The sequence below is a fragment of the Streptomyces sp. NPDC044003 genome, from assembly GCF_056435185.1.
Genome location: NZ_JBWKFA010000006.1, coordinates 378716 through 404172 on the forward strand (window position 1 = coordinate 378716; position 25457 = coordinate 404172).

The 25457-nt window shown below is 71.0% G+C and carries 23 protein-coding genes; 11 read left to right on the forward strand and 12 right to left on the reverse strand.

Features of this window, described 5'->3' with window-relative positions; genetic code table 11:
• Positions 1 to 16: 16 nt before the first annotated feature.
• Complete coding sequence (locus AC07AW_RS25235) at positions 17 to 955, reverse strand: metallophosphoesterase (protein ID WP_478817711.1); 939 nt, start codon at positions 953 to 955, stop codon at positions 17 to 19.
• Between the two features lie 74 nt (positions 956 to 1029).
• Between AC07AW_RS25235 and AC07AW_RS25240 the strand changes: the two genes are divergently transcribed.
• On the forward strand, positions 1030 to 1494 hold the full coding sequence (locus AC07AW_RS25240) for a GatB/YqeY domain-containing protein (protein WP_478817712.1): 465 nt from the start codon (positions 1030 to 1032) through the stop codon (positions 1492 to 1494).
• A 177-nt stretch (positions 1495 to 1671) separates the two neighbouring features.
• Here AC07AW_RS25240 and AC07AW_RS25245 read toward each other — a convergent pair whose 3' ends face one another.
• Positions 1672 to 3903, reverse strand: a complete 2232-nt coding sequence (locus AC07AW_RS25245) for a transglycosylase domain-containing protein (RefSeq protein ID WP_478817713.1) — start codon at positions 3901 to 3903, stop codon at positions 1672 to 1674.
• Positions 3904 to 4318: 415 nt separating this feature from the next.
• On the opposite strand from AC07AW_RS25245, the gene AC07AW_RS25250 reads away from it, so the two are divergent.
• Positions 4319 to 4663, forward strand: a complete 345-nt coding sequence (locus AC07AW_RS25250; RefSeq protein WP_015034550.1) for a WhiB family transcriptional regulator — start codon at positions 4319 to 4321, stop codon at positions 4661 to 4663.
• Positions 4664 to 4741: 78 nt separating this feature from the next.
• On the opposite strand, the gene bagB is transcribed toward AC07AW_RS25250, so the two are convergent.
• Positions 4742 to 6088 (reverse strand): ATPase BagB, encoded by a 1347-nt coding sequence (gene bagB / locus AC07AW_RS25255; RefSeq protein WP_478817714.1) that lies wholly within the window; start codon positions 6086 to 6088, stop codon positions 4742 to 4744.
• The gene (bagA, locus tag AC07AW_RS25260; protein WP_478817715.1) at positions 6085 to 7047 is read right to left on the reverse strand and encodes an ATPase BagA; all 963 of its coding nucleotides are present in this window, start codon (positions 7045 to 7047) and stop codon (positions 6085 to 6087) included. The genes bagB and bagA overlap by 4 nt, the downstream gene beginning before the upstream one ends.
• Before the next feature lie 122 nt (positions 7048 to 7169).
• Here bagA and AC07AW_RS25265 point away from each other — a divergent pair, with 122 nt between their 5' ends.
• The 5 genes from AC07AW_RS25265 to AC07AW_RS25285 all read left to right on the forward strand — a co-directional run bounded on the left by AC07AW_RS25265 (position 7170) and on the right by AC07AW_RS25285 (position 10662).
• Positions 7170 to 7328: a Sp36 family protein gene (locus tag AC07AW_RS25265; RefSeq protein ID WP_015034547.1), complete on the forward strand. Its 159-nt coding sequence runs from the start codon at positions 7170 to 7172 to the stop codon at positions 7326 to 7328.
• Positions 7325 to 7795: a RidA family protein gene (locus tag AC07AW_RS25270; RefSeq protein WP_478817716.1), complete on the forward strand. Its 471-nt coding sequence runs from the start codon at positions 7325 to 7327 to the stop codon at positions 7793 to 7795. The genes AC07AW_RS25265 and AC07AW_RS25270 overlap by 4 nt, the downstream gene beginning before the upstream one ends.
• Positions 7796 to 7891: 96 nt before the next feature.
• Positions 7892 to 8797 (forward strand): NUDIX hydrolase, encoded by a 906-nt coding sequence (locus AC07AW_RS25275; protein WP_478817717.1) that lies wholly within the window; start codon positions 7892 to 7894, stop codon positions 8795 to 8797.
• Complete coding sequence (locus AC07AW_RS25280) at positions 8794 to 9624, forward strand: MBL fold metallo-hydrolase (protein WP_478817718.1); 831 nt, start codon at positions 8794 to 8796, stop codon at positions 9622 to 9624. Before AC07AW_RS25275 ends, AC07AW_RS25280 begins: the two co-directional genes overlap by 4 nt.
• 153 nt (positions 9625 to 9777) lie before the next feature.
• Complete coding sequence (locus tag AC07AW_RS25285; protein ID WP_478817719.1) at positions 9778 to 10662, forward strand: prohibitin family protein; 885 nt, start codon at positions 9778 to 9780, stop codon at positions 10660 to 10662.
• A 71-nt stretch (positions 10663 to 10733) separates the two neighbouring features.
• On the opposite strand, the gene AC07AW_RS25290 is transcribed toward AC07AW_RS25285, so the two are convergent.
• On the reverse strand, positions 10734 to 11408 hold the full coding sequence (locus AC07AW_RS25290) for a Crp/Fnr family transcriptional regulator (protein WP_015034542.1): 675 nt from the start codon (positions 11406 to 11408) through the stop codon (positions 10734 to 10736).
• Positions 11409 to 11713: 305 nt separating this feature from the next.
• On the opposite strand from AC07AW_RS25290, the gene nth reads away from it, so the two are divergent.
• From nth to AC07AW_RS25305, 3 genes are all read left to right on the forward strand, one after another.
• Positions 11714 to 12586: an endonuclease III gene (gene nth, locus AC07AW_RS25295; RefSeq protein ID WP_478817720.1), complete on the forward strand. Its 873-nt coding sequence runs from the start codon at positions 11714 to 11716 to the stop codon at positions 12584 to 12586.
• A gap of 107 nt (positions 12587 to 12693) precedes the next feature.
• Positions 12694 to 13398 carry an NUDIX hydrolase gene (locus AC07AW_RS25300; protein ID WP_478817721.1) on the forward strand — a complete coding sequence of 235 codons (705 nt, stop codon included), beginning with the start codon at positions 12694 to 12696 and terminating at the stop codon, positions 13396 to 13398.
• Between the two features lie 79 nt (positions 13399 to 13477).
• Entirely contained in the window at positions 13478 to 14677 is a 1200-nt protein-coding gene (locus AC07AW_RS25305) for a MarP family serine protease (RefSeq protein ID WP_478817722.1), read from the forward strand.
• Positions 14678 to 14694: 17 nt separating this feature from the next.
• Here the strand turns inward: AC07AW_RS25305 and AC07AW_RS25310 are convergent, their stop codons facing one another.
• From AC07AW_RS25310 to AC07AW_RS25335, 6 genes are all read right to left on the reverse strand, one after another.
• The gene (locus AC07AW_RS25310) at positions 14695 to 14886 is read right to left on the reverse strand and encodes a hypothetical protein (RefSeq protein WP_369145012.1); all 192 of its coding nucleotides are present in this window, start codon (positions 14884 to 14886) and stop codon (positions 14695 to 14697) included.
• Between the two features lie 145 nt (positions 14887 to 15031).
• Entirely contained in the window at positions 15032 to 15967 is a 936-nt protein-coding gene (locus AC07AW_RS25315; protein WP_478817723.1) for an alpha/beta fold hydrolase, read from the reverse strand.
• Entirely contained in the window at positions 15964 to 16449 is a 486-nt protein-coding gene (locus AC07AW_RS25320) for a phage holin family protein (RefSeq protein ID WP_478817724.1), read from the reverse strand. Before AC07AW_RS25320 ends, AC07AW_RS25315 begins: the two co-directional genes overlap by 4 nt.
• 75 nt (positions 16450 to 16524) lie before the next feature.
• On the reverse strand, positions 16525 to 17913 hold the full coding sequence (nhaA, locus tag AC07AW_RS25325; protein WP_478817725.1) for a Na+/H+ antiporter NhaA: 1389 nt from the start codon (positions 17911 to 17913) through the stop codon (positions 16525 to 16527).
• Between the two features lie 233 nt (positions 17914 to 18146).
• The gene (gene acs, locus AC07AW_RS25330) at positions 18147 to 20102 is read right to left on the reverse strand and encodes an acetate--CoA ligase (protein WP_478817726.1); all 1956 of its coding nucleotides are present in this window, start codon (positions 20100 to 20102) and stop codon (positions 18147 to 18149) included.
• 193 nt (positions 20103 to 20295) lie between these two features.
• Complete coding sequence (locus AC07AW_RS25335; RefSeq protein WP_478817727.1) at positions 20296 to 22770, reverse strand: SulP family inorganic anion transporter; 2475 nt, start codon at positions 22768 to 22770, stop codon at positions 20296 to 20298.
• 301 nt (positions 22771 to 23071) lie between these two features.
• On the opposite strand from AC07AW_RS25335, the gene AC07AW_RS25340 reads away from it, so the two are divergent.
• Positions 23072 to 24376 carry a polysaccharide deacetylase family protein gene (locus AC07AW_RS25340; protein WP_478817728.1) on the forward strand — a complete coding sequence of 435 codons (1305 nt, stop codon included), beginning with the start codon at positions 23072 to 23074 and terminating at the stop codon, positions 24374 to 24376.
• A 91-nt stretch (positions 24377 to 24467) separates the two neighbouring features.
• On the opposite strand, the gene AC07AW_RS25345 is transcribed toward AC07AW_RS25340, so the two are convergent.
• Positions 24468 to 25454 carry an ATP-binding protein gene (locus AC07AW_RS25345; RefSeq protein ID WP_478817729.1) on the reverse strand — a complete coding sequence of 329 codons (987 nt, stop codon included), beginning with the start codon at positions 25452 to 25454 and terminating at the stop codon, positions 24468 to 24470.
• Positions 25455 to 25457 lie beyond the last annotated feature (3 nt).

Genomic DNA, 25457 nt, shown 5'->3' on the forward strand with positions numbered 1-25457 from the left:
CCCCCACCGTAAGCGCTCAGGCGCGCGCCGTCAGGGTGAGCAGGGTGGCCTCGGGCGGGCAGGCGAAGCGGACCGGGGTGTACCGGTTGGTGCCGCAGCCCGCCGAGACGTGCAGATACGAGGTCCGGTCGGCGACCGTGTGCCGGGAGAGCCCCTTGACCCGGTCCGTGTCGAGGTCGCAGTTGGTGACGAGCGCCCCGTAGAAGGGGATGCACAGCTGCCCGCCGTGGGTGTGGCCGGCGAGGATCAGTTCGTAGCCGTCGGCCGTGAAGGAGTCGAGCGAGCGCAGGTACGGGGCGTGGACGACGCCCACCGTGAAGTCGGCCGACGCGTCGGGGCCGCCGGCGACCCGCTCGTACCGGTCCCGCTTGATGTGCGGGTCGTCCAGGCCGGTGAAGGCGAGGTCGGCCTGCGGCAGCTTGAGGCGGCCGCGGGTGTTGGTGAGGTTCACCCAGCCCGCCGCGTCGAAGGCGTCCCGCATCCCCTCCCAGGGGTTGTGGACGGCGCCGACGACCGGCTTGTTGCCGTTGAGGCCGTGCCGGCCCTGGGCCTTCTCCTTGAGGTAGCGGGCGGGGTTGCTCAGCCGGGGCCCGTAGTAGTCGTTGGAACCGAAGACGTACACCCCGGGGAACTCCATCAGCGGCCCGAGCGCGTCGAGGAGTTCCGGCACGGCCTCGGTGTCGGAGAGGTTGTCGCCGGTGTTGACGACGAAGTCGGGGCGGAGGCCCGCGAGCGACTGCAGCCAGACGCGCTTCTTGCGCTGGCCGCTCACCATGTGGATGTCGGAGACCTGGAGGACCCGCAGGTCGCGCATGCCGCGCGGGAGGACGGGGATGGTGACCCGGCGGAGCCGGAAGGAGCGGGCCTCGAAGCCGGCCGCGTAGACGAGTCCGGCCGCAGCCGTCGCCGTGAGTCCTGCCGTGATCTTCAGGGGGAGACCGTACCGTGCGCGCATCCCCCCATCGTCGCAGACCCGCCGAGCCGAAATGCGCGGGCGGTACGGGTGGGTCACCTGCCACACTTGACCCCATGACCACGCTCAAGGCGAAGCTCAAGGACGACCTCAACGCCGCGATCCGGGAGCGCGACGAACTGCGCTCCTCGACCCTGCGGCTCACCATCACCGCGATCACGAAGGAGGAGGTCGCGGGCACGACGAAGCGCGAACTCTCCGACGACGAGGTGCTGAAGGTGATCGCGAAGGAGGCGAAGAAGCGCCGCGAGGCCGCGGACGCCTTCGCCAAGGGCGGTCGCCCCGAGTCCGCCGAGCGCGAGAAGGCCGAGGGCGTCCTCCTCGACGCGTACCTGCCGAAGCAGCTCAGCGACGAGGAGCTCGACTCCATCGTCGCGGCGGCCGTCGAGGAGGCGAAGGCGGCGGGCGCCGAGGGGCCGCGTGCCATGGGCGCCGTCATGAAGATCGTGAACCCGAAGGTGGCCGGCCAGGCCGAGGGCGGCCGCGTCGCCGCCGTGGTGAAGAAGCTGCTCGCGGGCTGATCGAGGGAGTACGTACGCGACGCGGGCTGATCGCGGGAGTACGTACGCGACGCGGGCTGATCGCGGGAGTACGTACGCGACGCGGGCTGATCCGCGCCGTAGGTACGAGGAAGGGCGCCCCACCGGACCGGTGGGGCGCCCTTCCTCGTATCGGTCCTTCTCGTATCGGTCCGTACGTCAGCGGCCGGGCTTGCCGCCGCCGCGACCGTCCACGCCGCCGATCAGGTCCGTCGGGAACGTGAACCCGGGGCTCGGCTGGGTGTCGCCGGGCTTGTCGCTGGGCTTCCGGGGCTTGTTCGGGCCCTCGTCGCCCTCCTTCTCCGGGTCCTTGGGCTTCTCGGCCCGCGGCACGGAGACGGGGACGAAGCTCGGGGTCTCGCCGGCGTTCAGCGCGCCCGTCATCGCGATCTTCCAGATCGGGCCCGGGAGGCAGCCACCGCAGACCTTGTCGTAGTACTCGCCGCCGATGGTGATGTCGTACATCGACTTCTTCTCGCCGACGTCGTCACCGACCCAGACGGCGGTGGACAGGTTCGGGGTGTAGCCGACGAACCAGGCGTCCTTGCGGTCGTTGGTCGTACCGGTCTTGCCCGCGTTGTCGCGGTCGCTGAGACCGGCCCGCGTACCGGTGCCGTCCTCGACGACGCCCTTCAGCATCTGGTTGACGGTGTCGGCGGTCCGGTCGGTCATGGCCCGCGTGCACTTGGTCTGAGGCACGTTCAGCTTGTCGCCGTTGGCGGCCTTGATCGACTCGATGGCGATCGGGGTGCAGTAGATGCCGCGGTTGGCGAAGGTCGCGTAGACGGACGCCATGTCGAGCGGGGTGCTCTCGATACTGCCGAGGGTGACGGAGGGGCTCTGCTTGATGGGCTTACCCAGCTCGCGCTCGTAGCCGACGTTCTTCGCCATCGTCAGCGTCTCGCAGAGGCCGGCCATCTGCTCCAGCTTGGCGAAGTACGTGTTGATGGACTTGCCGAGGGCGCTGGTCATGTCGAAGACGCCCTTCTCCGACTTCATCTCGTTGTTGACCTCCCAGTTGGCGTAACCGGCCGGCTTGCCGTCGCAACGGGTGTAGTCGCTCTCGTTGATGTTGATCTGCGCCGGGTCGTTGAAGCTCGTCGCCGGGCTGATGCCCTTCTCCAGCGCCGCGGCGGCCGTGATCGGCTTGAAGGTCGAGCCGACCTGGAAGCCGTACGTCGTGCCGCCCATCTTGCTGCCGACGGCGAGGTTCAGCGTCGTCTGGTGCTGCTTCTGGTCCAGGCCGTACGGGCGGGACTGGCCCATCGAGAGGATGCGGCCGGTCTTGGGCTGGACCTGCACCACCGAGGCGGCGACCGGGTCGTCCTTGTTGACCTTGGCGATGGCGGCCTCGTTGGCGGCGGCCTGCGCGCGCGGGTCGAGCGTGGTCCGGATGGTGAGGCCACCCAGGTTCCACAGCTTCTGCCGCTCCTCGGCCGTCTTGCCGAAGGTCGGGTCGTTGAGGATCGTCTTGCGGACGTAGTCGCAGAAGAAGCCGGCGCCGTCGACGGCGGTGATGCAGCCGTTCTTCGGCGTCTTGACCCTCAGCTTGATCGGCTTGGCCTTGGCGGCGTCCGCCTCGGCCTGGCTGATGTCCTTCACGTCGGCCATCCGCTGGAGGACCGTGTTGCGGCGCTTGGTGGCTTCCTGGATGTCGTTGATCGGGTCGTAGCGGCTCGGCGACTGGACGAGACCGGCCATCATCGCCGCCTCGCCCAGGTCCAGGTCGGCGGCGTGCTTGGAGAAGTAGCGCTGGGAGGCGGCCTCGATGCCGTAGGCCTGCTGCCCGAAGAACGTGATGTTGAGGTAGTTCTCCAGGATCTTCTTCTTGCCCAGCTCCTCCTCGACCTGGATCGCGAACTTCAGCTCGCGGACCTTGCGGCCGATGGTCTGCTGGGTGGCCTGCGCGACCTTCTCGGGGTCGTCACCGGCCTCCTCGACGAAGACGTTCTTCACGTACTGCTGGGTCAGCGTGGACGCGCCCTGCGCGACCCCGCCCGACTGCGCGTTGCGGTTGATGGCGCGCAGCACGCCCTTGAGGTCGATCGCCCCGTGCTCGTAGAAGCGCCCGTCCTCGATCGCGACGATCGCCTTCTGCATGTACGGGGAGATCTTGTCGATCGGCACGACCTTCCGGTCGCGCGAGTACACCGTGGCGATGAGACCGCCCTCGGCGTCCAGGATGGTGGTGCGCTGACTCAGCGGTGGGGTCTTCAGGTTGGAGGGGATCTCGTCGAACCCCTCCACCGTGCCCTTCGCGGCCAGCCCGAGTGCCCCGGCCGCGGGCAGGGCGATGCCCGCCAGCACGGCTCCGGCGAGCACACTGACACCGAGGAACTTGGCGGCCTGCTGGGTCCCGGTCAGACCACCGCCCGAGCGCTTCTTTGCCATGGGGGCAGCCTACGTTCTCATTCGCCGGACACACGTATATGCCTTGGCCTAAGCTGCTCCCAACTGTCACAGCAGTGTGGTCCCGCATCAAGACCCGTGCGTGACATCGGTATGAATTCCCGTGACCCGAAACACGGGAAGCTCGTGTCCGATTCCGGCTCATGCGTCACACGGTGCCCGAAGTGGCCCCGCCGAAGAAGGGCATATCTGCGAGGTATGTCCGCTATGACACGCATGTCCATCGATCACTCCCCTGGGTGATCTGACGCGCACGCATAGTCCGTTCGGGCCATTCAAGATTGGGCCCGAAGGGGGTGTTGCGCTGTGCCCACCTTCCGTAACGTCCCAACTGGCAGCGGTGAATATGCCGCTGCCGCCGTGGGGGAGCCTCGATTCGGGAGAGGACGGCGCCGGTATGGGCTGGGTAGCTGACTGGAGTGCGCAGGCGGCCTGCCGCACTACCGATCCGGATGAACTTTTCGTGCAGGGAGCGGCACAGAACAGGGCAAAGGCGGTGTGCACCGGATGCCCGGTGCGGACCGAGTGCCTCGCCGACGCCCTCGACAACCGCGTGGAGTTCGGTGTGTGGGGCGGCATGACGGAGCGCGAGCGCCGTGCACTGCTGCGCAGGAGGCCGACCGTCACCTCGTGGCGCCGGCTCCTGGAGACCGCGCGCACGGAGTACGAGCGGGGAGCGGGCCTGCTGCCCGTGGCGATCGAGGACGACGCGACGTACGAGGCGTACGCCGCGGTCGGCTAGCCCCGACCCGTACGAGACACGGGTAGGAGAACGAGGACGGGTACGAGTACGGATACGGGTACTCGTACGCGAGACGGCTCAGGCCGAGGGCATCCGCCCCGCCGTGAGCCGGTCACCGATGGCCCGCAGCCCGGCGAGGTCGTGCACATCGCCGGGCAGGGCGGCCACTTCGGTCACCGCCACCTCGGGGTGGAGCGCGGTGAAGCGGTCGCGTGTGCGCTGCTCACGCGCGAGCACCCGCATGCGCTCGGCATGCAGGCGCAGAAGTCCCGCGGTGAGATGACGTACGTCTGTTTCCTGTGCTGCCGGTTCGGCTGTGGGGGCAGCCTCGGGTACGGAAGATGCGGCGGCGGTGGCGAGATCGTTCGGCTCGTGCTCGGGTTCGGGCGCGGTGGCCGGGGAGCCACGCAGTCCAGCCTTCCCGCCCCCCTGATCCACAATGCGCCCCTCCTCAAGATTTTCCGCGGCCGCCCGCGCCCGCTCGGCCGACAGCCGGGCGGCGCCGCTGCCGTGGACGCGGTTGAGGACGAGACCCGCGAGCGGCATCTCCTCGGCGGCCAGCCGCTCCACGAAGTACGCGGCCTCGCGCAGCGCGTCCCGCTCCGGCGTCGCGACCACGAGGAAGGCCGTGCCCGGGGCCTGGAGCAGTCTGTACGTGGCGTCCGCGCGGGTCCGGAAACCGCCGAACATCGTGTCCATCGCCGCCACGAACGTCTGCACGTCCTTGAGGAACTGACCCCCGAGCAGCTTCCCCAGGGTCCCCGTCATCATCGACATGCCGACGTTGAGGAACTTCATCCCGGCCCGGCCGCCCACCTTCGCCGGGGCCATCAGCAGCTTGATGAACTTCCCGTCGAGGAAGGACCCGAGCCGCTTCGGCGCGTCCAGGAAGTCGAGCGCGGACCGGGACGGCGGGGTGTCGACGACGATCAGGTCCCACTCGTCGCGGGCCCGGAGCTGGCCCAGCTTCTCCATCGCCATGTACTCCTGCGTACCGGCGAATCCGGCCGACAGGGACTGGTAGAAGGGGTTCTCCAGGATCGCCCGCGCCCGCTCGGGGTCCGCGTGCGCCTCGACGATCTCGTCGAAGGTCCGCTTCATGTCCAGCATCATGGCGTGCAGTTCGCCGCCGTCGGACCCTTTGATGCCGTCGACCTTGCGCGGGGTGTTGTCGAGGGAGTCGATGCCCATGGACTGGGCGAGCCGGCGCGCCGGGTCGATGGTGAGCACGACGACCCGCCGGCCACGCTCCGCCGCCCGCACACCGAGGGCCGCCGCGGTGGTCGTCTTCCCGACCCCGCCCGCGCCGCAGCAGACGATGATGCGGGTCCCCCGGTCGTCGAGCAGCGGGTCGAGATCCAGAACGGGGGCGCGGTCGAGCCCGGGGGCCTCGGCGTTCGCCTCGGCGCCTGCCTTCTCCGTCACGCGCCCACCCCTTGCTTCCGCAGTTCCTTCGCCAGCCGGTAGAGGCCGGCGATGTCCGCCCCGTCCCCGAGGAAGGGCAGTTCGTACGAGGGGACGCCGACGCCGTCCAGGACCGTGCGCTGCGTCCGCTCCAGCTCCACCCGCCGCGCGTGCTCGGCCGCCTGGTCGAGGAGCGGCTCGACCAGGCGCGTGCCGCCGGTCACGCCCGCGGCGGCCAGGGTCCGCGCGATCGCGTCCCGGTGGTCGCCGGAAGCGGCCCGTACCGCCGCCTCGTCGAGGACGTGCGGGCGGACCATGTTCACCACGACCCTGCCTACCGGCAGTTCGGCGTCCCTCAGCTCCGCGATGCCGTCCGCGGTCTCCTGGACGGGCATCTCCTCCAGGAGGGTCACCAGATGCACCGCCGTCTCGGGGGACTTGAGGACCCGCATGACGGCCTGCGCCTGGTTGTGTATCGGACCGATCCTGGCCAGGCCCGCCACCTCGTCGTTCACGTTGAGGAAGCGGGTGATGCGGCCGGTGGGCGGCGCGTCCATGACCACGTGGTCGTAGACGGGACGGCCGTCCTTCTCCCGCCGCCGCACCGCCTCGCACGCCTTGCCGGTCAGCAGCACGTCCCGGACGCCCGGCGCTATCGTCGTCGCGAAGTCGATCGCGCCGAGCTTCTTCAGGGCCCGCCCCGCACTGCCCAGTTTGTAGAACATCTGGAGGTAGTCGAGGAGCGCGCGCTCGGCGTCGATCGCCAGCGCGTACACCTCGCCGCCGCCCGGGGCGACGGCGATCTTGCGCTCCTCGTACGGAAGGGCTTCCGTCTCGAAGAGTTGTGCGATGCCCTGTCTGCCTTCGACCTCGACGAGGAGGGTCCGCTTCCCCTCCGTCGCGAGGGCGAGGGCGAGGGCGGCGGCGACCGTCGTCTTACCGGTACCGCCCTTGCCGCTGACGACCTGGAGCCTGCTCACGCAGTCGAGCCTAACCACTGGCGGCCGCGCGCAATCAGGAGGCCGCCCCGGAGAAGCCCCCTAGGGGGCCTGTGGGGGCCGCCTCGGAGAGGAGCCCCGCGGCAGCGGATACAGTCGGGCCCATGACCAAGTGGGAGTACGTCACGGTGCCGCTTCTGGTGCACGCGACCAAGCAGATTCTGGACACCTGGGGCGAGGACGGCTGGGAGCTCGTCCAGGTCGTGCCCGGGCCGAACAACCCCGAGCAGCTCGTGGCCTACCTGAAGCGGGCCAAGTCGTGAGCGGGGCCGTCGAGGCGCGGATCGCCGAACTCGGCCTGACCCTGCCCGAGGTCGTGCCGCCGATCGCGTCCTACCAGCCGGCCGTGCAGTCCGGCGTGTACGTGTACACCTCGGGCCAGCTCCCGATGGTGGCGGGCAAGCTTCCGCTGACCGGCAAGGTCGGCGCCGAGGTCACGCCGGAGGAGGCCAAGCAGCTCGCCGCCACCTGCGCGCTCAACGCGCTCGCGGCCGTGAAGTCGGTCGCCGGTGACCTCGACCGCATCAAGCGCGTCGTGAAGGTCGTCGGCTTCGTCGCCTCCGCCGCCGACTTCACCGGTCAGCCCGCCGTCATCAACGGCGCCAGCGAGCTGCTCGGCGAGATCCTCGGGGAGAAGGGCGTGCACGCGCGCAGCGCCGTCGGCGTCGCCGTGCTGCCGCTCGACGCGCCCGTCGAGGTCGAGGTCCAGGTCGAGCTCGTCGAGGCCTGACACCGCCTGACACCGAAGGCACGTCCAGAGCCGGTTTTCCACAGCCCCGGGAAACCGGCTCTCGTGCATTCCGATGCTTGCGCATAGCATCCGGCCATGTCGAATGGTCAGCCGAAGCAGGCGAAGCAGGCTAAGCGGTCGAACGGTCAGTGGTACCCGCCGGAGTGGCCCGACCGCATCCGCGCCCTCGCCGCCGGTGAGCTCACCCCGGTGACGCCCCGGCGCGCCGCCACCGTGCTGCTCCTGCGGGACGGGGCCGCCGGGCCCGACGTCCACATGCTGCGCCGCCGCACCTCGATGGCCTTCGCGGGCGGTGCGTACGCCTACCCGGGCGGCGGCGTCGACCCGCGCGACGAGCAGCCGGTGCGCTGGGCGGGCCCGTCCCTGGAGACGTGGGCGGCCCGGCTCGGCCTCGACGACCCGGCGCAGGCCCAGGCCGTGGTCTGCGCCGCCGTGCGCGAGACGTTCGAGGAGGCGGGCGTGCTGCTCGCCGGGGAGACCGAGGACGGCATCGTCGGCGACACGACCGGCGAGGACTGGGAGCGGGACCGGGAGGCGCTCGTCGCCCGGGAGCTGTCCTTCGCCGACTTCCTGGACCGGCGCGGGCTCGTCCTGCGCTCGGACCTGCTGGGCGCCTGGGCCCGCTGGATCACCCCGGAGTTCGAGCAGCGGCGGTACGACACCTGGTTCTTCGTGGCGGCCCTGCCGGCCGGTCAGCGCACCCGTGACGTCTCCGGGGAGGCGGACCGCACGGTGTGGATCCGCCCGGCGGAGGCCGCCGCCGGCTACGACCGGGGCGAGCTGACGATGATGCCGCCGACGATCTCGACCCTGCGCACCCTGGAGCCCTACGGGACGGCCGCCGAGGCGCTCGCGGCGGGGGGGGAGCAGGACATGGCCCCCGTGCTCGCGCAGGCGCGCCTGGAGGGCGAGGAGCTGGTCCTCAGCTGGCCGGGGCACGAGGAGTTCACCAAGGTCATCCCCGCCGGGGGTGAGCGATGAGCGACGCCGCCGCCCTGCCCGGCCAGCCGCGCGGGCTCGTGGAGTCCGGGCCCGCGACCGACCGCGCCGTGAACGTCCTGGCGCCCAACCCGTCCGCGATGACCCTCGACGGCACCAACACCTGGCTGCTCTCCGAGCCGGGCTCCGGCCTCGCCGTCGTCGTCGACCCCGGGCCGCTCGACGAGGGCCATCTGCGCCATGTGATCGACACCGCCGAGAAGCTCGGCAAGAGGGTCGCGCTGACCCTGCTGACCCACGGCCACCCGGACCACGCGGAGGGCGCGGGCCGTTTCGCGGAGCTGACCGGCACGGCCGTGCGGGCCCTCGATCCGGCGCTGCGTCTGGGCGACGAGGGCCTGGGCGCGGGGGACGTGGTGACGGTCGGCGGCCTGGAGCTGCGGGTCGTCCCGACGCCCGGGCACACCTCGGACTCGCTCTCCTTCCACCTGCCGGCCGACCGGGCGGTGCTCACGGGCGACACGATCCTGGGGCGCGGGACGACGATGGTCGCGCACCCGGACGGGCGGCTGGGGGACTATCTGGACTCGCTGCGGCGGCTGCGTTCGCTGACCGTCGACGACGGGGTGCGCACGGTCCTGCCGGGGCACGGACCGGTCCTGGAGGACGCCCAGGGGGCGGTGGAGTTCTATCTCGCGCACCGGGCGAACCGGCTCGCCCAGGTCGAGACGGCGGTCGAGGCCGGGCACCGGACGGCGGCGGAGGTCGTCGCCCATGTGTACGCGGACGTGGACCGCTCCCTGTGGCCGGCGGCCGAGCTGTCCGTACGGGCGCAGCTGGAGTACCTGAGGGACCACGGCCTGGTCTGAGCGCCCCGGTGCCGCGCGACGGGCCGTGAGGCCGCCGGGGCGGGCAGCGGCCCCGGGTGTCCGCGGCCCGCTGACGTACCCCGGGAACCTTCGGGCCTTCCCCCGTGTCTTACGCTCCGCTTACATCTGGCCGTAGCTCTCGGGGGGAAACCCGTGTTCGTCATCGCCATCCTGCTGGTCATAGCCGCAGTGGTGCTCTTCTTCGTCGGCCGCTCCAACGACTCCACGGGCCTGAAGTTCGGCGCCGTCGGCGCGCTCCTGGCCGGTCTCTTCTCGCTGGTCGCGAGCATGACGTACGTGATCAGCGCGTACGAGGTCGGTGTGCCGGTCGCCTTCGGCAAGGTCGGCTCGCCGATGACCTCGGGCATGCACATGAAGTCGCCGTTCACCGACGTCACGACCTTCTCGACCCGCCCGGTCGACCTCAACCTCTCCGACAAGGACGTGGTCGAGGTCCGCTCCTCGCAGGGCGGCGTCATGTACGCCGAGGTCACGGTGAAGTGGTCCGTCGACCAGGCCAAGGCCGTCGAGCTGTACAAGCTCGCGGGCAGCGAGGACGCCATCCAGCAGCGGCTGGTCTACCCGGACAGCCGTGAGATCGTCCGCAACGTCTTCGCCCGCCACACCAGCGAGGAGGGCTACGCCTCCGACCGTGAGGGGATCAGCGCCGAGATCAACGCCCTGATCAAGGAGCGCCTGGCCCCGCGCGGCATCGACGTGACCACGGTCAACCTGCGCAACGTGAAGCCCTCGGACGCCCTCCAGGGCCAGATCGACCGCAAGATCCAGCAGCAGCAGGCCACGGAGCGGGCCACCGAGGCCTCCCGTACCGCCAAGGCCGAGGCCGACCGGCGCCGTATCGAGGCGGAGGGCATCGCCCGCGCCAACAAGATCCTCAACGACTCGCTGACGGACAAGGTCCTGATGAACCAGTGCATCGACGCGTACAAGGAGGCCGCGGCGAAGAACCCGGTCTACGCGGTGCCCTGCGGGAGCGGCGGCTCCGCCCCGGTGATCGTGGACGGCTCGAAGCGCTGACCGTCCCGCGGTACGCGGAAGGCCGCCCCGGTCATCGGACCGGGGCGGCCTTTCCGTGTGTACGGGGGTGCTTACCGCGAGCGCTTCGCGAGGCGCTCCACGTCCAGCAGGATCACGGCGCGGGCCTCCAGGCGCAGCCAGCCGCGCTGGGCGAAGTCGGCGAGCGCCTTGTTGACCGTCTCGCGGGAGGCGCCGACCAGCTGGGCCAGCTCCTCCTGGGTGAGGTCGTGGACGACGTGGATGCCCTCCTCCGACTGCACGCCGAAGCGGCGCGACAGGTCGAGGAGCGCGCGGGCGACGCGGCCCGGGACGTCCGAGAAGACCAGGTCGGACATCTGGTCGTTGGTCTTGCGCAGCCGGCGGGCGACGGCGCGGAGCAGCGCGGTGGCCACCTCGGGGCGGGCGTTCAGCCAGGGCTGGAGGTCGCCGTGGCCCAGGCCGAGCAGCTTGACCTCGGTCAGCGCGGTCGCGGTGGCGGTGCGCGGGCCCGGGTCGAAGAGGGACAGCTCGCCGATGAGCTCGCCGGGGCCGAGGACGGCCAGCATGTTCTCGCGGCCGTCGGGGGAGGTGCGGTGCAGCTTCACCTTGCCCTCGGTCACCACGTACAGGCGGTCGCCGGGGTCGCCCTCGTGGAAGAGCGCGTCGCCACGGGCGAGCGTCGCCTCACTCATCGAGGCGCGCAGCTCGGCAGCCTGCTCGTCATCGAGCGCCGCGAAGAGCGGGGCGCGCCGCAGAACGTCGTCCACGAGTTCTCTCCTACTGTCGACCTGCTCAAAGGACCTGGGTCCCATGATGCCGGACGCACAAAACAGTGCGATCAATCACAACAAGTTTGACGTACCGAGCCGCCCGTCCGTACGTCAGGGGCCCGATTGGGCTCCGATCGGCCACGCCCGGGGCGGATGTCGGCGGCGGCGCCTAGGCTGGCCGGGTGTCCAACTCGCCGGTGAGAGCGCAGGCCAAGGGGGCTGAAAGAGTGTCGGCCGAAGGTAATTCCGCTGTGGGCGAACACGGCGTGTCGAAACGGGCAAAGGGTGCAAAAGGGGAGCCCGTGAAGCCTGCCGAGGCCGTCGCGCCCGCCAAGCCCTCGAAGCCCGCCAGGACCTCGGAGTCCGCCAAGCCCTCGGAGTCCGCCAAGCCCTCGAAGCCCGCCAAGCCCGAGTCGCGGCTCGCGATGGTCCGCCGGGCGCGCCGGATCAATCGCGAGCTGGCCGAGGTCTACCCGTACGCCCATCCGGAGCTCGACTTCCGCAACCCCTTCGAGCTGCTCGTCGCCACGGTCCTCTCGGCCCAGACCACCGACCTGCGGGTCAACCAGACCACCCCCGCCCTCTTCGCGAAGTACCCCACGCCCGAGGACCTCGCCGCGGCCGTGCCCGAGGAGGTCGAGGAGCTGATCCGGCCCACCGGCTTCTTCCGCGCCAAGACCAAGTCGATCATGGGCCTCGCCGCCGCCCTCAGGGACGACTTCGGCGGCGAGGTCCCCGGCCGCCTGGAGGACCTCGTCAAGCTCCCCGGCGTCGGCCGCAAGACCGCCTTCGTCGTCCTCGGCAACGCCTTCGGGGTCCCCGGCATCACCGTCGACACCCACTTCATGCGCCTCGCCCGCCGCTGGCGGTGGACCGAGTCCGACGACCCGGTGAAGATCGAGGCCGAGGTCGCCGCGATCTTCCCGAAGAGCGAGTGGACGATGCTCTCGCACCGGGTGATCTTCCACGGCCGCCGGATCTGCCACGCCCGCAAGCCCGCCTGCGGCGCCTGCCCGATCACCCACCTCTGCCCCTCGTACGGAGAGGGCGAGACGGACCCCGAGAAGGCGCGGAAGCTGCTCAAGTACGAGATGGGCGGCCTCCCCGGCCAGCGGCTCAACCCGCCGGCCGGCTACCCGGGCCGCCCGGCGCCCCCGCTGGGCGGCGACGCTTGAACCCGCCCGCGGGAGCCCGGGGCGGCAGGACCGCAGCAGGAGCCCGGCGGCGGGACCGCCGGGAACGAACCCGTCCATCGATCGCGTTGTGAATCACGGGGGTGCCTATGACGCGCACTGACGAAGAGATCCACGGACCCGGCACGGCCGGCCTGCTCAGCCGGGACGGACTGCCCGACTGGCTCGGCCCCGTCGACCGGGTCGCCCGCACGGTCCGGCCCGAGCAGCTGAGCCGCTTCCTGCCGCCCGAGAGCGGCGCCGGCCGCCAGTCCGCCGTCCTCGTCCTCTTCGGCGAGGGCGAGCGCGGACCCGAGCTGCTGCTCATGGAGCGCTCCGGCAGCCTCCGCTCGCACGCCGGACAGCTCTCCTTCCCCGGCGGCGCCCTCGACCCCGAGGACGGCGACCCGGAGGCCGGCGGACTGCTGCGCGCCGCCCTGCGCGAGGCCCAGGAGGAGACCGGCCTCGACCCGCGGGGCGTCCAGCTCTTCGGCGTACTGCCCCGGCTCTACATCCCGGTCAGCGGCTTCGTCGTCACCCCCGTCCTCGGCTGGTGGCGCGAGCCCACCCCGGTCGGCGTCGTCGACCCCGGCGAGACCGCCCGTGTCTTCACCGTCCCCGTGGCGGATCTCACGGACCCCGCGAACCGCGCGACCACCGTCCACCCCAGCGGCCACCAGGGCCCCGCGTTCCTCGTCGAATCCGCCCTGGTCTGGGGTTTTACGGCCGGGGTCATCGACCGGCTGCTCCACTACGCGGACTGGGAGCGCCCCTGGGACCGGTCCAAGCAGGTCCCGCTCGACTGGCGCTCATGACAGGCTGACCTCCGGGCGGGCCGGCCTTCGGGCCGACCGGCCCCGGGCGACCGGAAACGAATCTGCGAGGCTATTGACGGTGAACGTGCTGGACATCTTGTTGCTGCTCGCCGCCGTGTGGTTCGCGATCATCGGTTACCGCCAGGGATTCGTGGTCGGCATCCTCTCCGTGATCGGCTTCCTCGGCGGCGGTCTCGTCGCCGTTCTGCTGCTCCCGATCCTCTGGGACCAGCTGACCGACAACAGCGAGGTCTCGACCACCGCCACCGTCGTCTTCGTGATGGTGGTCATCGTCTGCGCCTCCGTCGGCCAGGCCTTCACCACCCACCTCGGCAACAAGCTGCGCCGCCACATCACCTGGTCGCCGGCCCGCGCCCTGGACGCCACCGGCGGCGCCCTCGTCAACGTCGTCGCGATGCTGCTCGTGGCCTGGCTGATCGGCTCCGCCCTCGCCCGCACCTCGCTGCCCACCCTGGGCAAGGAGGTACGGAACTCCAAGGTGCTGCTCGGCGTGGAGCGGGTGATGCCGGATCAGGCCTCCGGCTGGTTCGACGACTTCAGCTCCACCCTGGCCCGCAGCGGCTTCCCCCAGGTCTTCAGCCCCTTCGCGAACGAGCCGATCACCCCGGTCACCCCGCCCGACCCGGCGCTCGCCGACAGCCCGGTCGCCGACCGCGCGCAGCGCTCCATCGTGAAGGTCGTCGGCACCGCGCAGAGCTGTGGCAAGGTCCTCGAAGGCACCGGCTTCGTCTTCGCCGACCGCCGCGTCATGACCAACGCCCACGTCGTCGGAGGCGTCGACGAGCCGACCGTCCAGATAGGCGGCGAGGGCAAGCTCTACGACGCCAAGGTCGTCCTCTACGACTGGCAGCGCGACATCGCCGTCCTGGACGTGCCGGACCTGAGGGCCACGCCGCTGGCCTTCACCGACGAGGACGCCCGCAGCGGCGACAACGCGATCGTCGCCGGATTCCCGGAGAACGGCTCGTACGACGTGCGCTCCGCCCGCGTGCGGGGCCGCATCAGCGCCAAGGGCCCCGACATCTACCACCGCGACGAGGTGCGCAGGGACGTGTACTCGCTGTACGCGACGGTCCGCCAGGGCAACTCCGGCGGTCCGCTCCTCACCGAGGACGGCGAGGTGTACGGCGTGATCTTCGCCCGCTCCCTCGACGACGCGAACACCGGATACGCCCTGACGGCCGACGAGATCCGCGAGGACATCGAGCGCGGCCGGACCGCCGACCAGCAGGTCGACACCCAGGCCTGCGCCCTCTGAGCCCCGGCCCGAGCGGCCTACGCGGTGTCTCTGGGGTGCCGGAGCCGGGCCGAGACCCAGCGGGCCCGGCGGCGCAGGATGCGCGAGATCCCCACCCCTTGCGCCGCGGGGCCCTGGTCCGGCGGGCCACCCCTCTCGCGGGAGCCCGGCCCCGTGGCCGTGCGGCGGTCGCGTGCTGTCGTGTCACCGTAGTCGTGCGTCCAGCCCATACCTCGACGTCTGCCCGGGGGCCAAGGTCGGTAACCGCCCCCGGGGCCGCCAATTGGAGTATGCGCGGGGCACATGGCCGTTCGAAGGACGCCTGTACGTCGGCCTGTACGTCGGCCTGTACGTCGGGACGGAGCTGACGGCGGCTCAGCGGTCGGGCTCGGGGTCCTTCAGCCAGTTGACGAGCTCCGTGGTGAAGGCCACCGGGTCCTCCTCGTGCGGGAAGTGCCCGAGCCCGTCGAAGAGCCGCCAGCGGTACGGCGCCTCCACGTACTCGCCGGACCCCGCGGCGCTGCGGGTCCGCATCACCGGGTCCAGGGAACCGTGCAGATGGAGCGTCGGCACCCGCACCGGCCGCTTCATGCGCCGGTTGAACTGGATGCCGTCCGGGCGGGCCAGCGACCGCACCATCCACCGGTACGGCTCGATCGAGCAGTGCGCCGTCGACGGGACGCACATCGCCCGCCGGTACACCTCGACGGCCTGCTCGTCGACCGGCTTCGGGCCCGACCAGTCCCGGATCAGCTCGCCCACGAGCGCCCCGTCGTCCGCGACGAGCTGACGCTCCGGCAGCCACGGCCGCTGGAAGCCCCACACGTGCGAGCCGGCCCGCGACTGGGCGAAGTCGGAGAGCATCGCCGAGCGCCAGCGGCGCGGGTGCGGCATCGAGGAGACCACGAGCCGGCGCACCAGCTTCGGCCGCATCACGGCCGCCGTCCAGGCGAGGTAGCCGCCCAGGTCGTGCCCGACGAGCGCCGCGTCCGGCTCGCCGAGCGAGCGGACGACCCCGGTGATGTCGAGGGCCAGGTTGGCCGGGTCGTAACCCCGCGGCGTACGGTCGCTGCCGCCCACCCCGCGCAGGTCCATCGCGACCGCCCGGAACCCGGCCTCGGCCAGGGCGGGCAGCTGGTGCCGCCAGGTCCACCAGAACTGCGGGAAGCCGTGCAGGAGCAGCACCAGCGGGCCGTCGCCCATCTCGGCGATGTGGAAGCGGGCGCCGTTGGCGGCCACGTCACGGTGGGTCCACGGCCCGTCGAGCCGTACGGGCCCGCCGTTGCCGCTGCTGCTCTCGGGGAGGGTCATACGGACGAGCGTCCCACAGCAGAGGCCTTCTCCAGGGCCGGACGCTGCTCCGGACGGGGGTGCGGCTTCGCGTTCTGCATGATGGCCGCCGTCTGCTTGGCGGAGGCGATGGACTTCTCCGGCGGCTTGACCTTCTTGAACTTGGAGTACGCGATCAGGCCGAGGAGGCCCGCGAGCAGCACGTTGAAGGCGAAGGACAGCAGGAAGCACCAGGCGAGGTTCCAGCCCCCGTTGCCGTTGTGCCCGCCGGTCCAGGTGTTGATGGCGTACGCGAGCGCGAAGCTCAGCATCGGCAACGAGAACAGCAGCACTACGAGGGCGCCGATTCCCATGATGCTGCCGAGCGCACCGCGCTTCACGTCCTGCCGCAGTTCGGCCTTGGCCAGGGCGATCTCGTCGTGCACCAGCGCGGACATCTCGGCGGTCGCCGAGGCGACCAGCTGGCCGAGGCTGCGCTCGGTTCCGTCGAACGGGTCGCTCATCGCTGCTCCCTCTTCTCTTCTGCGGTCCGAGGTCCTCTTCTACGGTGCGAGTCCTCTTCTACGGTCCGAATCAGATCATGCCGGACGGTCGGCCCCGTCGCGCGATGCCCCCGCCAGTTGGGCGCGCTCCCGGTGTTCCGCGGCCTTCTTCTCGTAGATCTCGGCCATCCGCAGGTGGTACTCCGGGTTGTCCTGCTCGTAGATGTCGGGGATGCCGTCCTCGTCCTCGTCGCGCTCCTCGTCGGAGACGAGGGCCTGGTACTTCCGGACCCGCAGCTTCAGCAGGACGGAGGCGAGGACGGCCGCGATGAGCGAGCCGATCAGGACGGCGGCCTTCACCTCGTCGGTGAGGACGGCGTCCCCGGCGAAGGCGAGTTCGCCGATGAGGAGCGAGACGGTGAAGCCGATCCCCGCGAGGGTGGCGACGGCGAACACGTCCGGCCAGGCCAGGTCCGGGTTGAGCTCCGCCCGGGTGAAGCGGGCGGCGAGCCAGGTGCCGCCGAAGATGCCGATCGCCTTGCCGACGACGAGACCGAGGACCACGCCGAGGGTGACCGGCTGGGTGAAGACGTCGTGGATCGCGCCGCCGGAGATGCTCACGCCTGCGGAGAACAGTGCGAAGAGGGGCACGGCGAGCCCGGCCGAGATCGGCCGGACCAGGTGCTCGATGCGCTCGCCGGGGGAGTGCTCCTGGCCCTCCCGGGTGGTGCAGCGGAGCATCAGGCCCATGGCGACGCCGGCGATGGTGGCGTGGACGCCGCTGTTGTACATCAGGCCCCAGATGACCAGGGCCAGCGGCACGTACACGTACCAGCCGCGGACGCCCTTGCGGAGCAGCAGCCAGAAGACGACGAGTCCGACGACGGCGCCGCCGAGGGCGGCGAAGTTCAGGTCGCTGGTGAAGAAGATCGCGATGATCAGGATCGCGAAGAGGTCGTCGACGACGGCGAGGGTGAGCAGGAAGGCGCGCAGCGCGGAGGGCAGCGAGGTGCCGATGACGGCCAGGACGGCGAGCGCGAAGGCGATGTCGGTCGCGGTGGGCACGGCCCAGCCGTCCATCGAGCCGTTGCCGAGCGTGTTGACCAGGGTGTAGACGAGGGCGGGGGCCGCCATGCCGCAGAGCGCGGCGACGACGGGGAGCATGGCGGCCTTGGGGTCGCGCAGCTCGCCCGCGACGAGCTCGCGCTTGAGCTCGATGCCGGCGACGAAGAAGAAGATCGCGAGGAGGCCGTCGGCGGCCCAGTGCTGGATCGACAGGTCGAGGCCGAGGGCGGCGGGGCCTATGTGGAAGTTCTGTACGGACTCGTAGCTCGCACCGAGGGTGTTGGCCCAGATGAGGGCGGCGACGGCGGCGAGGAGCAGGAGGACGCCGCCGACGGTCTCGGCGCGCAGGGCGTCGGCGATGTACCGGCGCTCGGGCAGGGAGAGCCGGCCGAGGAACTTGCGGTCGGTGGGCACGGACACGGGGGAGACCTCCGTCGGGCAGGCAGGGCGAAGCACATGCCGACCAGACTTCCCGGCTCACCTAGGTCTTTCTGTCGCGTTCCTGACGCGATCCTTACTTTACCTAACGAGCCCGAGTTGTGTCCGGCGGGATTCACTTTAGGGAGATTTGTTCCGTACGTCCCGTTGGGGGTGGGCATGGGAAACGCCCGCCCCGGGGTGTCCGGGGCGGGCGTTCGGGCCGTACGGGTCGGTCAGTCCTCGCTGGACGTGGCCGGCAGCTGGGTCTGGATCAGCGACATGACCGAGGAGTCGGTCAGGGTCGTCACGTCACCCAGCTCACGGTTCTCCGCGACGTCCCGCAGCAGACGGCGCATGATCTTGCCCGAGCGGGTCTTCGGCAGCTCCGCGACGGGCAGGATCCGCTTCGGCTTGGCGATCGGGCCGAGGGTGGCGCCGACGTGGTTGCGCAGGTCGGCGACGAGACCCTCGTCCTCGCTCGCCGTACCGCGCAGGATGACGAAGGCGACGATGGCCTGACCGGTCGTCTCGTCGGCGGCGCCGACGACGGCCGCCTCGGCGACGGACGGGTGCGAGACGAGGGCCGACTCGACCTCGGTCGTCGAGATGTTGTGGCCCGAGACGAGCATGACGTCGTCGACCCGGCCGAGCAGCCAGATGTCGCCGTCCTCGTCCTTCTTGGCGCCGTCGCCGGCGAAGTACTTGCCCTCGAAGCGGGACCAGTACGTGTCGATGTAGCGCTGGTCGTCGCCCCAGATGGTGCGGAGCATCGACGGCCACGGCTCGGTGAGGACCAGGTAACCGCCGCCGCCGTTCGGGACCTCGTTCGCCTCGTCGTCCACGACGGTGGCGGAGATGCCCGGCAGCGGGCGCTGGGCCGAGCCCGGCTTGGTCTCGGTGACGCCCGGCAGCGGCGAGATCATCATCGCGCCGGTCTCGGTCTGCCACCAGGTGTCCACGATCGGGGTCTTGTTGGCGCCGATGTGCTCGCGGTACCAGACCCAGGCCTCCGGGTTGATCGGCTCGCCGACCGAGCCGAGCACACGGAGGCTGGACAGGTCGAACTTCGCGGGGATGTCGTCTCCCCACTTCATGAACGTGCGGATCGCGGTCGGCGCCGTGTAGAGGATGGTGACGCCGTACTTCTGCACGATCTCCCAGAACCGGCCCTGGTGCGGGGTGTCCGGGGTGCCCTCGTACATGACCTGCGTCGCGCCGTTGGCCAGCGGGCCGTAGACGATGTACGAGTGCCCTGTGACCCAGCCGATGTCGGCGGTGCACCAGAAGACGTCGCTCTCCGGCTTGAGGTCGAAGACGGCGTGGTGGGTGTAGGCGGCCTGGGTGAGGTAGCCGCCCGAGGTGTGCAGGATGCCCTTCGGCTTCCCCGTGGTGCCGGAGGTGTACAGGATGAAGAGCGGGTGCTCCGCCGGGAACGCCTCCGGGGTGTGCTCGGTGGACTGACGGGCGACGATGTCGTCCCACCAGACGTCCCGGCCCTCGGTGAAGTCGGTGTCCTGGCCCGTACGGCGGACCACGAGGACGTGCTCGACCTGCGGGCACTTGGCGACGGCCTCGTCGATGGCCGGCTTGAGGGCGCTCGGCTTGCCGCGGCGGTAGCCGCCGTCGGCGGTGACGACCAGCTTGGCGTCGGCGTCCTGGATGCGGGAGGCGACGGCGTCGGCCGAGAAGCCGCCGAAGACCACCGAGTGGGCGGCGCCGACACGGGCGCAGGCCAGCATCGTGATGGCCGCCTCGGGGATCATCGGCAGGTAGACGGCGACCCGGTCGCCCTTGCGGACACCCAGCTCGGTCAGGGCGTTGGCGGCCTTGGAGACCTCGTCCTTGAGCTCGGCGTAGGTGATCGCGCGGCTGTCGCCGGGCTCGCCCTCGAAGTGGATGGCGACCCGGTCGCCGTGGCCGGCCTCGACGTGCCGGTCGACGCAGTTGTACGCCACGTTCAGCTCGCCGTCGGCGAACCACTTGGCGAACGGCGGGTTCGACCAGTCGAGGGTCTCGGTCGGCTCGGTGGCCCAGCTGAGGCGCCTGGCCTGCTCGGCCCAGAAGCCCAGCCTGTCCGCCTTGGCCTGCTCGTACGCCTCCGCCGTCACATTGGCGTCCGCGGCCAGCTCGGTGGGCGGCGCGAACCGCCGCTCTTCCTTGAGCAGGTTGGCCAAGGATTCGTTGCTCACGACATCTCCCTTTCCCAGGGCGTCCTCTGTGCGTATGTGTCCCGCGTCATAGCTCACCAGTCGAAGGCCCGGGTGACAAGAGCCTCCAGGGAATTGGTTTAGACCTGTGAGTGGCTTGACGTGCGGTGGCCCCTTCTTCCCGAGCGGTGGGAGAAGGGGCCACACAGTCTCACGGCCGCGGCGGCCGGAAGGTTCAGGACGCGCGCGCCGCCCCGGCGAGGTGGCCGGTCGGCATGACCTGGGTGAAGACGTCGTCGTAGCTGTGCACCTCGTCCGTCCCCGAGAGGAGGTACGCCTGCGCCTCGCCCACGTGGAAGTACACGCCGTGCAGCGAGAGCGTGCCCTCGGCCAGCCGGCGCGCCACCGACTCGTACGCCCGCAGGTGCTCCAGCTGCTGCACCACGTTCGTCAGACAGAGCTGCTCGACCGCGTCGGCCGGAAGCCGCCCGGAGATGCGGGCCCAGGCGTGCCGCCGGCTCGCCATCCGCTCCAGACTGGGTCTGCCGTGGCGCAGCCAGCGGCGGAGCGGGGTCGGCGGGTCGTCCGGGCTGCCGCCCAGCAGGGCCTGCATCGCGCCGCAGCCCGAGTGGCCGCAGACGGTGATCGACGAGACCCGCAGCACCTCCACCGCGTACTCGATCGCCGCCGCGACCGAGTCGTCGCCGCTCTCCTCGCCGGGGAGCGGGACGAGGTTGCCGACGTTGCGCACGGTGAAGAGGTCACCGGGGCCGCTTGAGGTGATCATGCTGGTGACGAGGCGGGAGTCGGCGCAGGTCAGGAAGAGCTGCGAGGGACGCTGCCCCTCCCGGGCGAGCCGCGCGAGCTCGTCCCGCACGAGCGGGGCGGTGTTCCGCTGGAACTTGCCGATGCCGCTCGCCAGGTGCAGACCCGTGTTCCGTGGGGGTTCGGTGGTGGCGGTGGTCCCCGTGGTGCCGGTGGTCCCCGTCGTGCCGGTGGTGCCGGTGGTCCCGGGTCCGGTGCTCCTGGTCCCGGTCCCGGTCCCGTCGGACTCGGTCCCGGTTCTGGATGTCTCGGTGGTCTCGGTGGGATTCTCCCCGCACTGGTGGTTGTGCCAGGGCGTCCAGGGGCGGCAGCAGGGGTGCGCGGCGGACGCGGTGACGGGGGCCGGCTCGGCGATCCGGGCCCCTGAGGGGCCGGTCGTCTCGACCGTCCCGCCGTGGGCGAGGTGCCCGGCGGTCCAGTCGCTCAGCGTCTCGTAGGCGGCGTGGTCCATGAAGGACCCGTCGAGCTCGACCACCACGTCGGATCCCTGCGGCAGTTGGTGCAGGGCCCGGCTGAGCCGGGGCACGGCGAGGAAGGTCAGCTGGCCCCGGACATGCAGCAGCTGGCGCCCGTCCCGCTCCTCCCGGGTGATCCGGGTGCGGGCGAGCCGGTGCAGGGCGACCGCGATGGCCACGGCGATGCCGAGGGCGACGCCCTCCAGGATGCCGACGAGGACGACGCCGGTCAGCGTCACCGCGTAGACGACGACCTCACGGTGGCGCGTGACCGTACGGATGTGGGTGATGCTCACCATCTGGATGCCGACCACCATGACGAGCGCGGCGAGCGCGGGCAGCGGGATCAGGTCGAGCACCGGCACGAGCAGCAGGGCCGCGAGCACGATCCACAGGCCGTGCAGCATGGTCGAGGCGCGACTCATCGCGCCCGCCGAGACGTTGGCGACGCTGCGGACCGCGACCCCGGCGACCGGGAGGCCGCCGAGCGCCCCGGAGATCACGTTGGCCGCGCCCTGTCCGGCGAGCTCGCGGTCGAGGTCCGAGCGGGGGACGCCCCGGCCGCGGTCCGCGCGGGAGGCGACCAGCTTGTCGACCGCGACGGCCGAGAGCAGCGACTGCACGCTGGTGACCAGGGTGATCGTGAGCACGCCGGCCGCGATCCCGAGGACCGGTCCCTCGGGCAGGCCGGGCAGCGCGTGGCTGCTCCAGGACGGCAGGTCCACGCGGGGCACGGCGAGTCCGGCGAAGACGGCCAGGGCCGTCGCACCGGCCACCGCGACGAGCGCGGCCGGGACCTTCCGCGCGAGCCGCCCGGCCCGGCCGGGCAGCCGCGACCAGCACAGCAGCACGGTCACGGTGAGGGTGCTGATGGCGAGCGCGGCCGGTTGGGCGTGCGCCAACTGGGCGGGCAGGCCGAGGACGTTGTCGACGGCGGAGCTCTGCGGGGTGCCGCCGAGCACGATGTGGAGCTGCGCGAGGGCGATGGTGACGCCGATGCCGGCCAGCATGCCGTGCACGATCGCGGGCGAGACGGCGAGCGCCGAGCGGGCCACGCGCAGGGCGGACAGGGCGAGTTGGGTGAGGCCGGCGAGGACGGTGATGGCGCAGGTGGTGCGCCAGCCGTACCGCTGGATGAGCTCGGCGGTCACGACGGTGAGCCCGGCGGCGGGGCCGCTCACCTGGAGCGGGGAGCCGCCGAACCGGCCGGCGACGAGGCCGCCGACGGCGGCGGCCACCAGGCCGGACTGGAGCGGGGCTCCGGTGGCGAGCGCGATGCCGAGTGAGAGGGGCAGCGCGATCAGGAAGACGGCGACGGACGCGGAGAGGTCGGCGCCGGCGACGCGGAAGCGGCGGGGCCCCTCCGGCGGGCTGTGAGGCCGCTGGATCCGGGGCCGGTTGGTCGTGCGGGCAGGGGTGCAGAGGGTCATGGTCCCGTCTCCTCCGGGGCAGCGCGGTCGCGGCTCGTGCGGGGTGCAGCGGCGGGATGGCGGCGAGAGCCTCCGGAGTATCCGTACGGAGGATCAACGCTCAGTAAATGGATCGTAATGGAGAGTAAAGACTGCGGCATTATTTTCGGGGCAAACAGGGCAATGATTCACCGGTTCCGGTGACAGAACGTGCGCACGCCGCTTGTCGTTGACGCCTCCCGGTCCCCGTGGTGCGACCTTGACGCCGCTTGTACGGAAATCCCTTGTACGGAAATCCGAGGATCTGAGGAGAGGTGCGCGGATGTCAGTCGCCCGCAGAACGACCACTGTCCGGAGGAAGGCGCTCACCGTCGGCGCTCTCACCCTCGCTCTCGCCACCGGCCTCGCCGGCTGCTCGGGCTCCGGCGGCACCACCCCGAAGGGCGCGCCGGGCGGCATGGCCGCGGGTGCCAAGAAGGGCCCGGCCGCGGCCCCGCAGGCACCCCGGCTGATCGGCGACGGTTCGACCGCCTTCACCGGCGCCCAGCCCCACCAGCCGGTCTGGCAGAAGCTCAAGCCGGGCGAGACGCCGCCGCAGTTCGTGGTCTTCTCGTGGGACGGCGCGGGTGAGGACAGCCAGAAGCTGTTCTCCCACTTCCGCGCGGTGGGCAAGAAGTACGACGCCACCATGACGTACTTCCTCAGCGGCGTGTACCTGCTGCCGGAGGAGAAGAAGGAGCTCTACGACCCGCCGCAGCACAGTCCGGGCCGCTCCGACATCGGCTTCAACGACGTCGAGGGCATCCGCGCCACCGTCCGCGAACTGCGCGGCGCCTGGCAGGAGGGCAACGAGGTCGGCACCCACTTCAACGGCCACTTCTGCGGCGCCGACGGCGGTGTCGGGACCTGGTCCGTCGAGGAGTGGAAGAGCGAGATCAACCAGGCCAGGTCCTTCGTCAAGCACTGGAAGACCAACGCCGGCCTGCGCGCCGAGCAGCCGCTGCCCTTCGACTACGACAAGGAGCTCGTCGGCGCCCGCACCCCCTGCCTGGAGGGCCGGAAGAACTTCGTCCAGGCGGCGTCGCAGATGGGCTTCCGCTACGACACCAGCGGCGTCAACGACCAGATCTGGCCCAAGAAGGACCTGGGCCTCTGGGACCTGTCGATGCAGCTCGTGCCCGTCCCCGGCCGCGCCTTCCAGACGCTCTCCATGGACTACAACTTCCTGGTGAACCAGTCCCCCGGCACGACCCAGGGCGACCCGTCCCGGCGCGAGTACTGGGGCAACCAGATGCGCGACGGTCTGGTGCAGGCCTTCGAGCGCTCCTACCGGGGCAACCGCGCGCCGCTGATCATCGGCAACCACTTCGAGTCCTGGAACGGCGGCACGTACATGCGTGCCATCGAGGAGACCATCGCCACCGTCTGCGTGCAGAAGGACGTCAAGTGCGTCTCCTTCCGCCAGCTCGCGGACTGGCTCGACGCCCAGGACCCCGAGGTCATCGCCAAGATGCGCACCCTGAAGGTGGGCGAGGCGCCGCAGGGCGGCTGGCAGACCTTCCTCTCGGCCCAGCCGCCCGCCGCCCCGGCAGGCGCACCCGCTACCAAGCCGGCCGCACGGCGCTGAGACAGCTGTCCGCCACTACGCGGACCGCACAGCGCCGAGACAGCTGTCCGCCGCTACGCGGACCGCACAGCGCCGAGACGGCTGTCCGCCACTACGCGGGCTGCACGGCACTGAGCCCTTCGTCCAGCACGAACCCGGGGTCGACCTGCGCCGCCAGGTCGGCCCCCGTCTTGGCGTTGCCCCAGCTCTCCGCGTTGCGCAGGTGGAAGTGGACCATCTGGCGCGTGTAGCGCTCCCAGTCGCGGTGCGTGTACGAGTCGTCCGCCGCGCCCTGGAGGGCCTGGAGCGACATGCGGTTCTCCGCCTCCAGGAGTTCGAAGCGCGGCGGGCGGCCCTTCTCCATCGCGCGGACCCAGTCCGAGTGCCCCACTGTCACCAGCAGGTCCTCGCCGACCTCCTCGCGCAGGAAGTCGAGGTCGTCCTGGCCCTGCACCTTGTTGCCGACGACCTTGAGCGCCACGCCGAAGTCCCGCGCGTACTCCTTGTACTGGCGGTACACCGAGACGCCCTTGCGGGTCGGCTCGGCGACCAGGAAGGTCATGTCGAAGCGGGTGAACAGACCGGAGGCGAACGAGTCCGAACCCGCCGTCATGTCGACGACCACGTACTCGTCCGCCCCGTCGACCAGATGGTTGAGGCAGAGCTCCACCGCCCCGACCTTCGAGTGGTAGCAGGAGACCCCGAGGTCCGACTCCGTGAACGGCCCGGTCGCCATCAGCCGGATCTCCCCGTCGTCGAGCCGCACCGCACGCGCGCACGCCTCGTACACCGGGTTGTCCTCGCGGACCCGCAGCAGCCGCGAACCCTCCCCGGGCGGCGTCGTCTTGATCATCGTGTCGGCGGAGGCGATCCGCGGGTTGCTGCCCCGCAGGTACTCCTTGATGAGCGGCAGATGCGCGCCCATCGCGGGCAGCGCGGCGGCCTCCGCCTCGGGCAGGCCGAGCGCGGCGCCCAGGTGCTGGTTGATGTCGGCGTCGACGGCGACGACCGGCGCTTCGTTGGCGGCGAGGTGGCGGATGAAGAGCGAGGACAGCGTGGTCTTGCCGCTGCCGCCCTTCCCCACGAAAGCGATCTTCATGTT

Excerpts from the sequence above, each read along its gene's own strand:
- AC07AW_RS25340 (WP_478817728.1), top strand. The coding sequence starts at position 23,072 with ATGTCAGTCGCCCGCAGAACGACCACTGTCCGGAGGAAGGCGCTCACC.
- AC07AW_RS25245 (WP_478817713.1), bottom strand. The coding sequence starts at position 3,903 with ATGGCAAAGAAGCGCTCGGGCGGTGGTCTGACCGGGACCCAGCAGGCC.
- AC07AW_RS25315 (WP_478817723.1), bottom strand. The coding sequence starts at position 15,967 with ATGACCCTCCCCGAGAGCAGCAGCGGCAACGGCGGGCCCGTACGGCTC.
- AC07AW_RS25335 (WP_478817727.1), bottom strand. The coding sequence starts at position 22,770 with ATGACCCTCTGCACCCCTGCCCGCACGACCAACCGGCCCCGGATCCAG.
- AC07AW_RS25275 (WP_478817717.1), top strand. The coding sequence starts at position 7,892 with ATGTCGAATGGTCAGCCGAAGCAGGCGAAGCAGGCTAAGCGGTCGAAC.
- AC07AW_RS25280 (WP_478817718.1), top strand. The coding sequence starts at position 8,794 with ATGAGCGACGCCGCCGCCCTGCCCGGCCAGCCGCGCGGGCTCGTGGAG.
- AC07AW_RS25320 (WP_478817724.1), bottom strand. The coding sequence starts at position 16,449 with ATGAGCGACCCGTTCGACGGAACCGAGCGCAGCCTCGGCCAGCTGGTC.
- AC07AW_RS25345 (WP_478817729.1), bottom strand. The coding sequence starts at position 25,454 with ATGAAGATCGCTTTCGTGGGGAAGGGCGGCAGCGGCAAGACCACGCTG.
- AC07AW_RS25265 (WP_015034547.1), top strand. The coding sequence starts at position 7,170 with ATGACCAAGTGGGAGTACGTCACGGTGCCGCTTCTGGTGCACGCGACC.
- AC07AW_RS25300 (WP_478817721.1), top strand. The coding sequence starts at position 12,694 with ATGACGCGCACTGACGAAGAGATCCACGGACCCGGCACGGCCGGCCTG.
- AC07AW_RS25240 (WP_478817712.1), top strand. The coding sequence starts at position 1,030 with ATGACCACGCTCAAGGCGAAGCTCAAGGACGACCTCAACGCCGCGATC.
- AC07AW_RS25310 (WP_369145012.1), bottom strand. The coding sequence starts at position 14,886 with ATGGGCTGGACGCACGACTACGGTGACACGACAGCACGCGACCGCCGC.
- AC07AW_RS25250 (WP_015034550.1), top strand. The coding sequence starts at position 4,319 with ATGGGCTGGGTAGCTGACTGGAGTGCGCAGGCGGCCTGCCGCACTACC.
- AC07AW_RS25235 (WP_478817711.1), bottom strand. The coding sequence starts at position 955 with ATGCGCGCACGGTACGGTCTCCCCCTGAAGATCACGGCAGGACTCACG.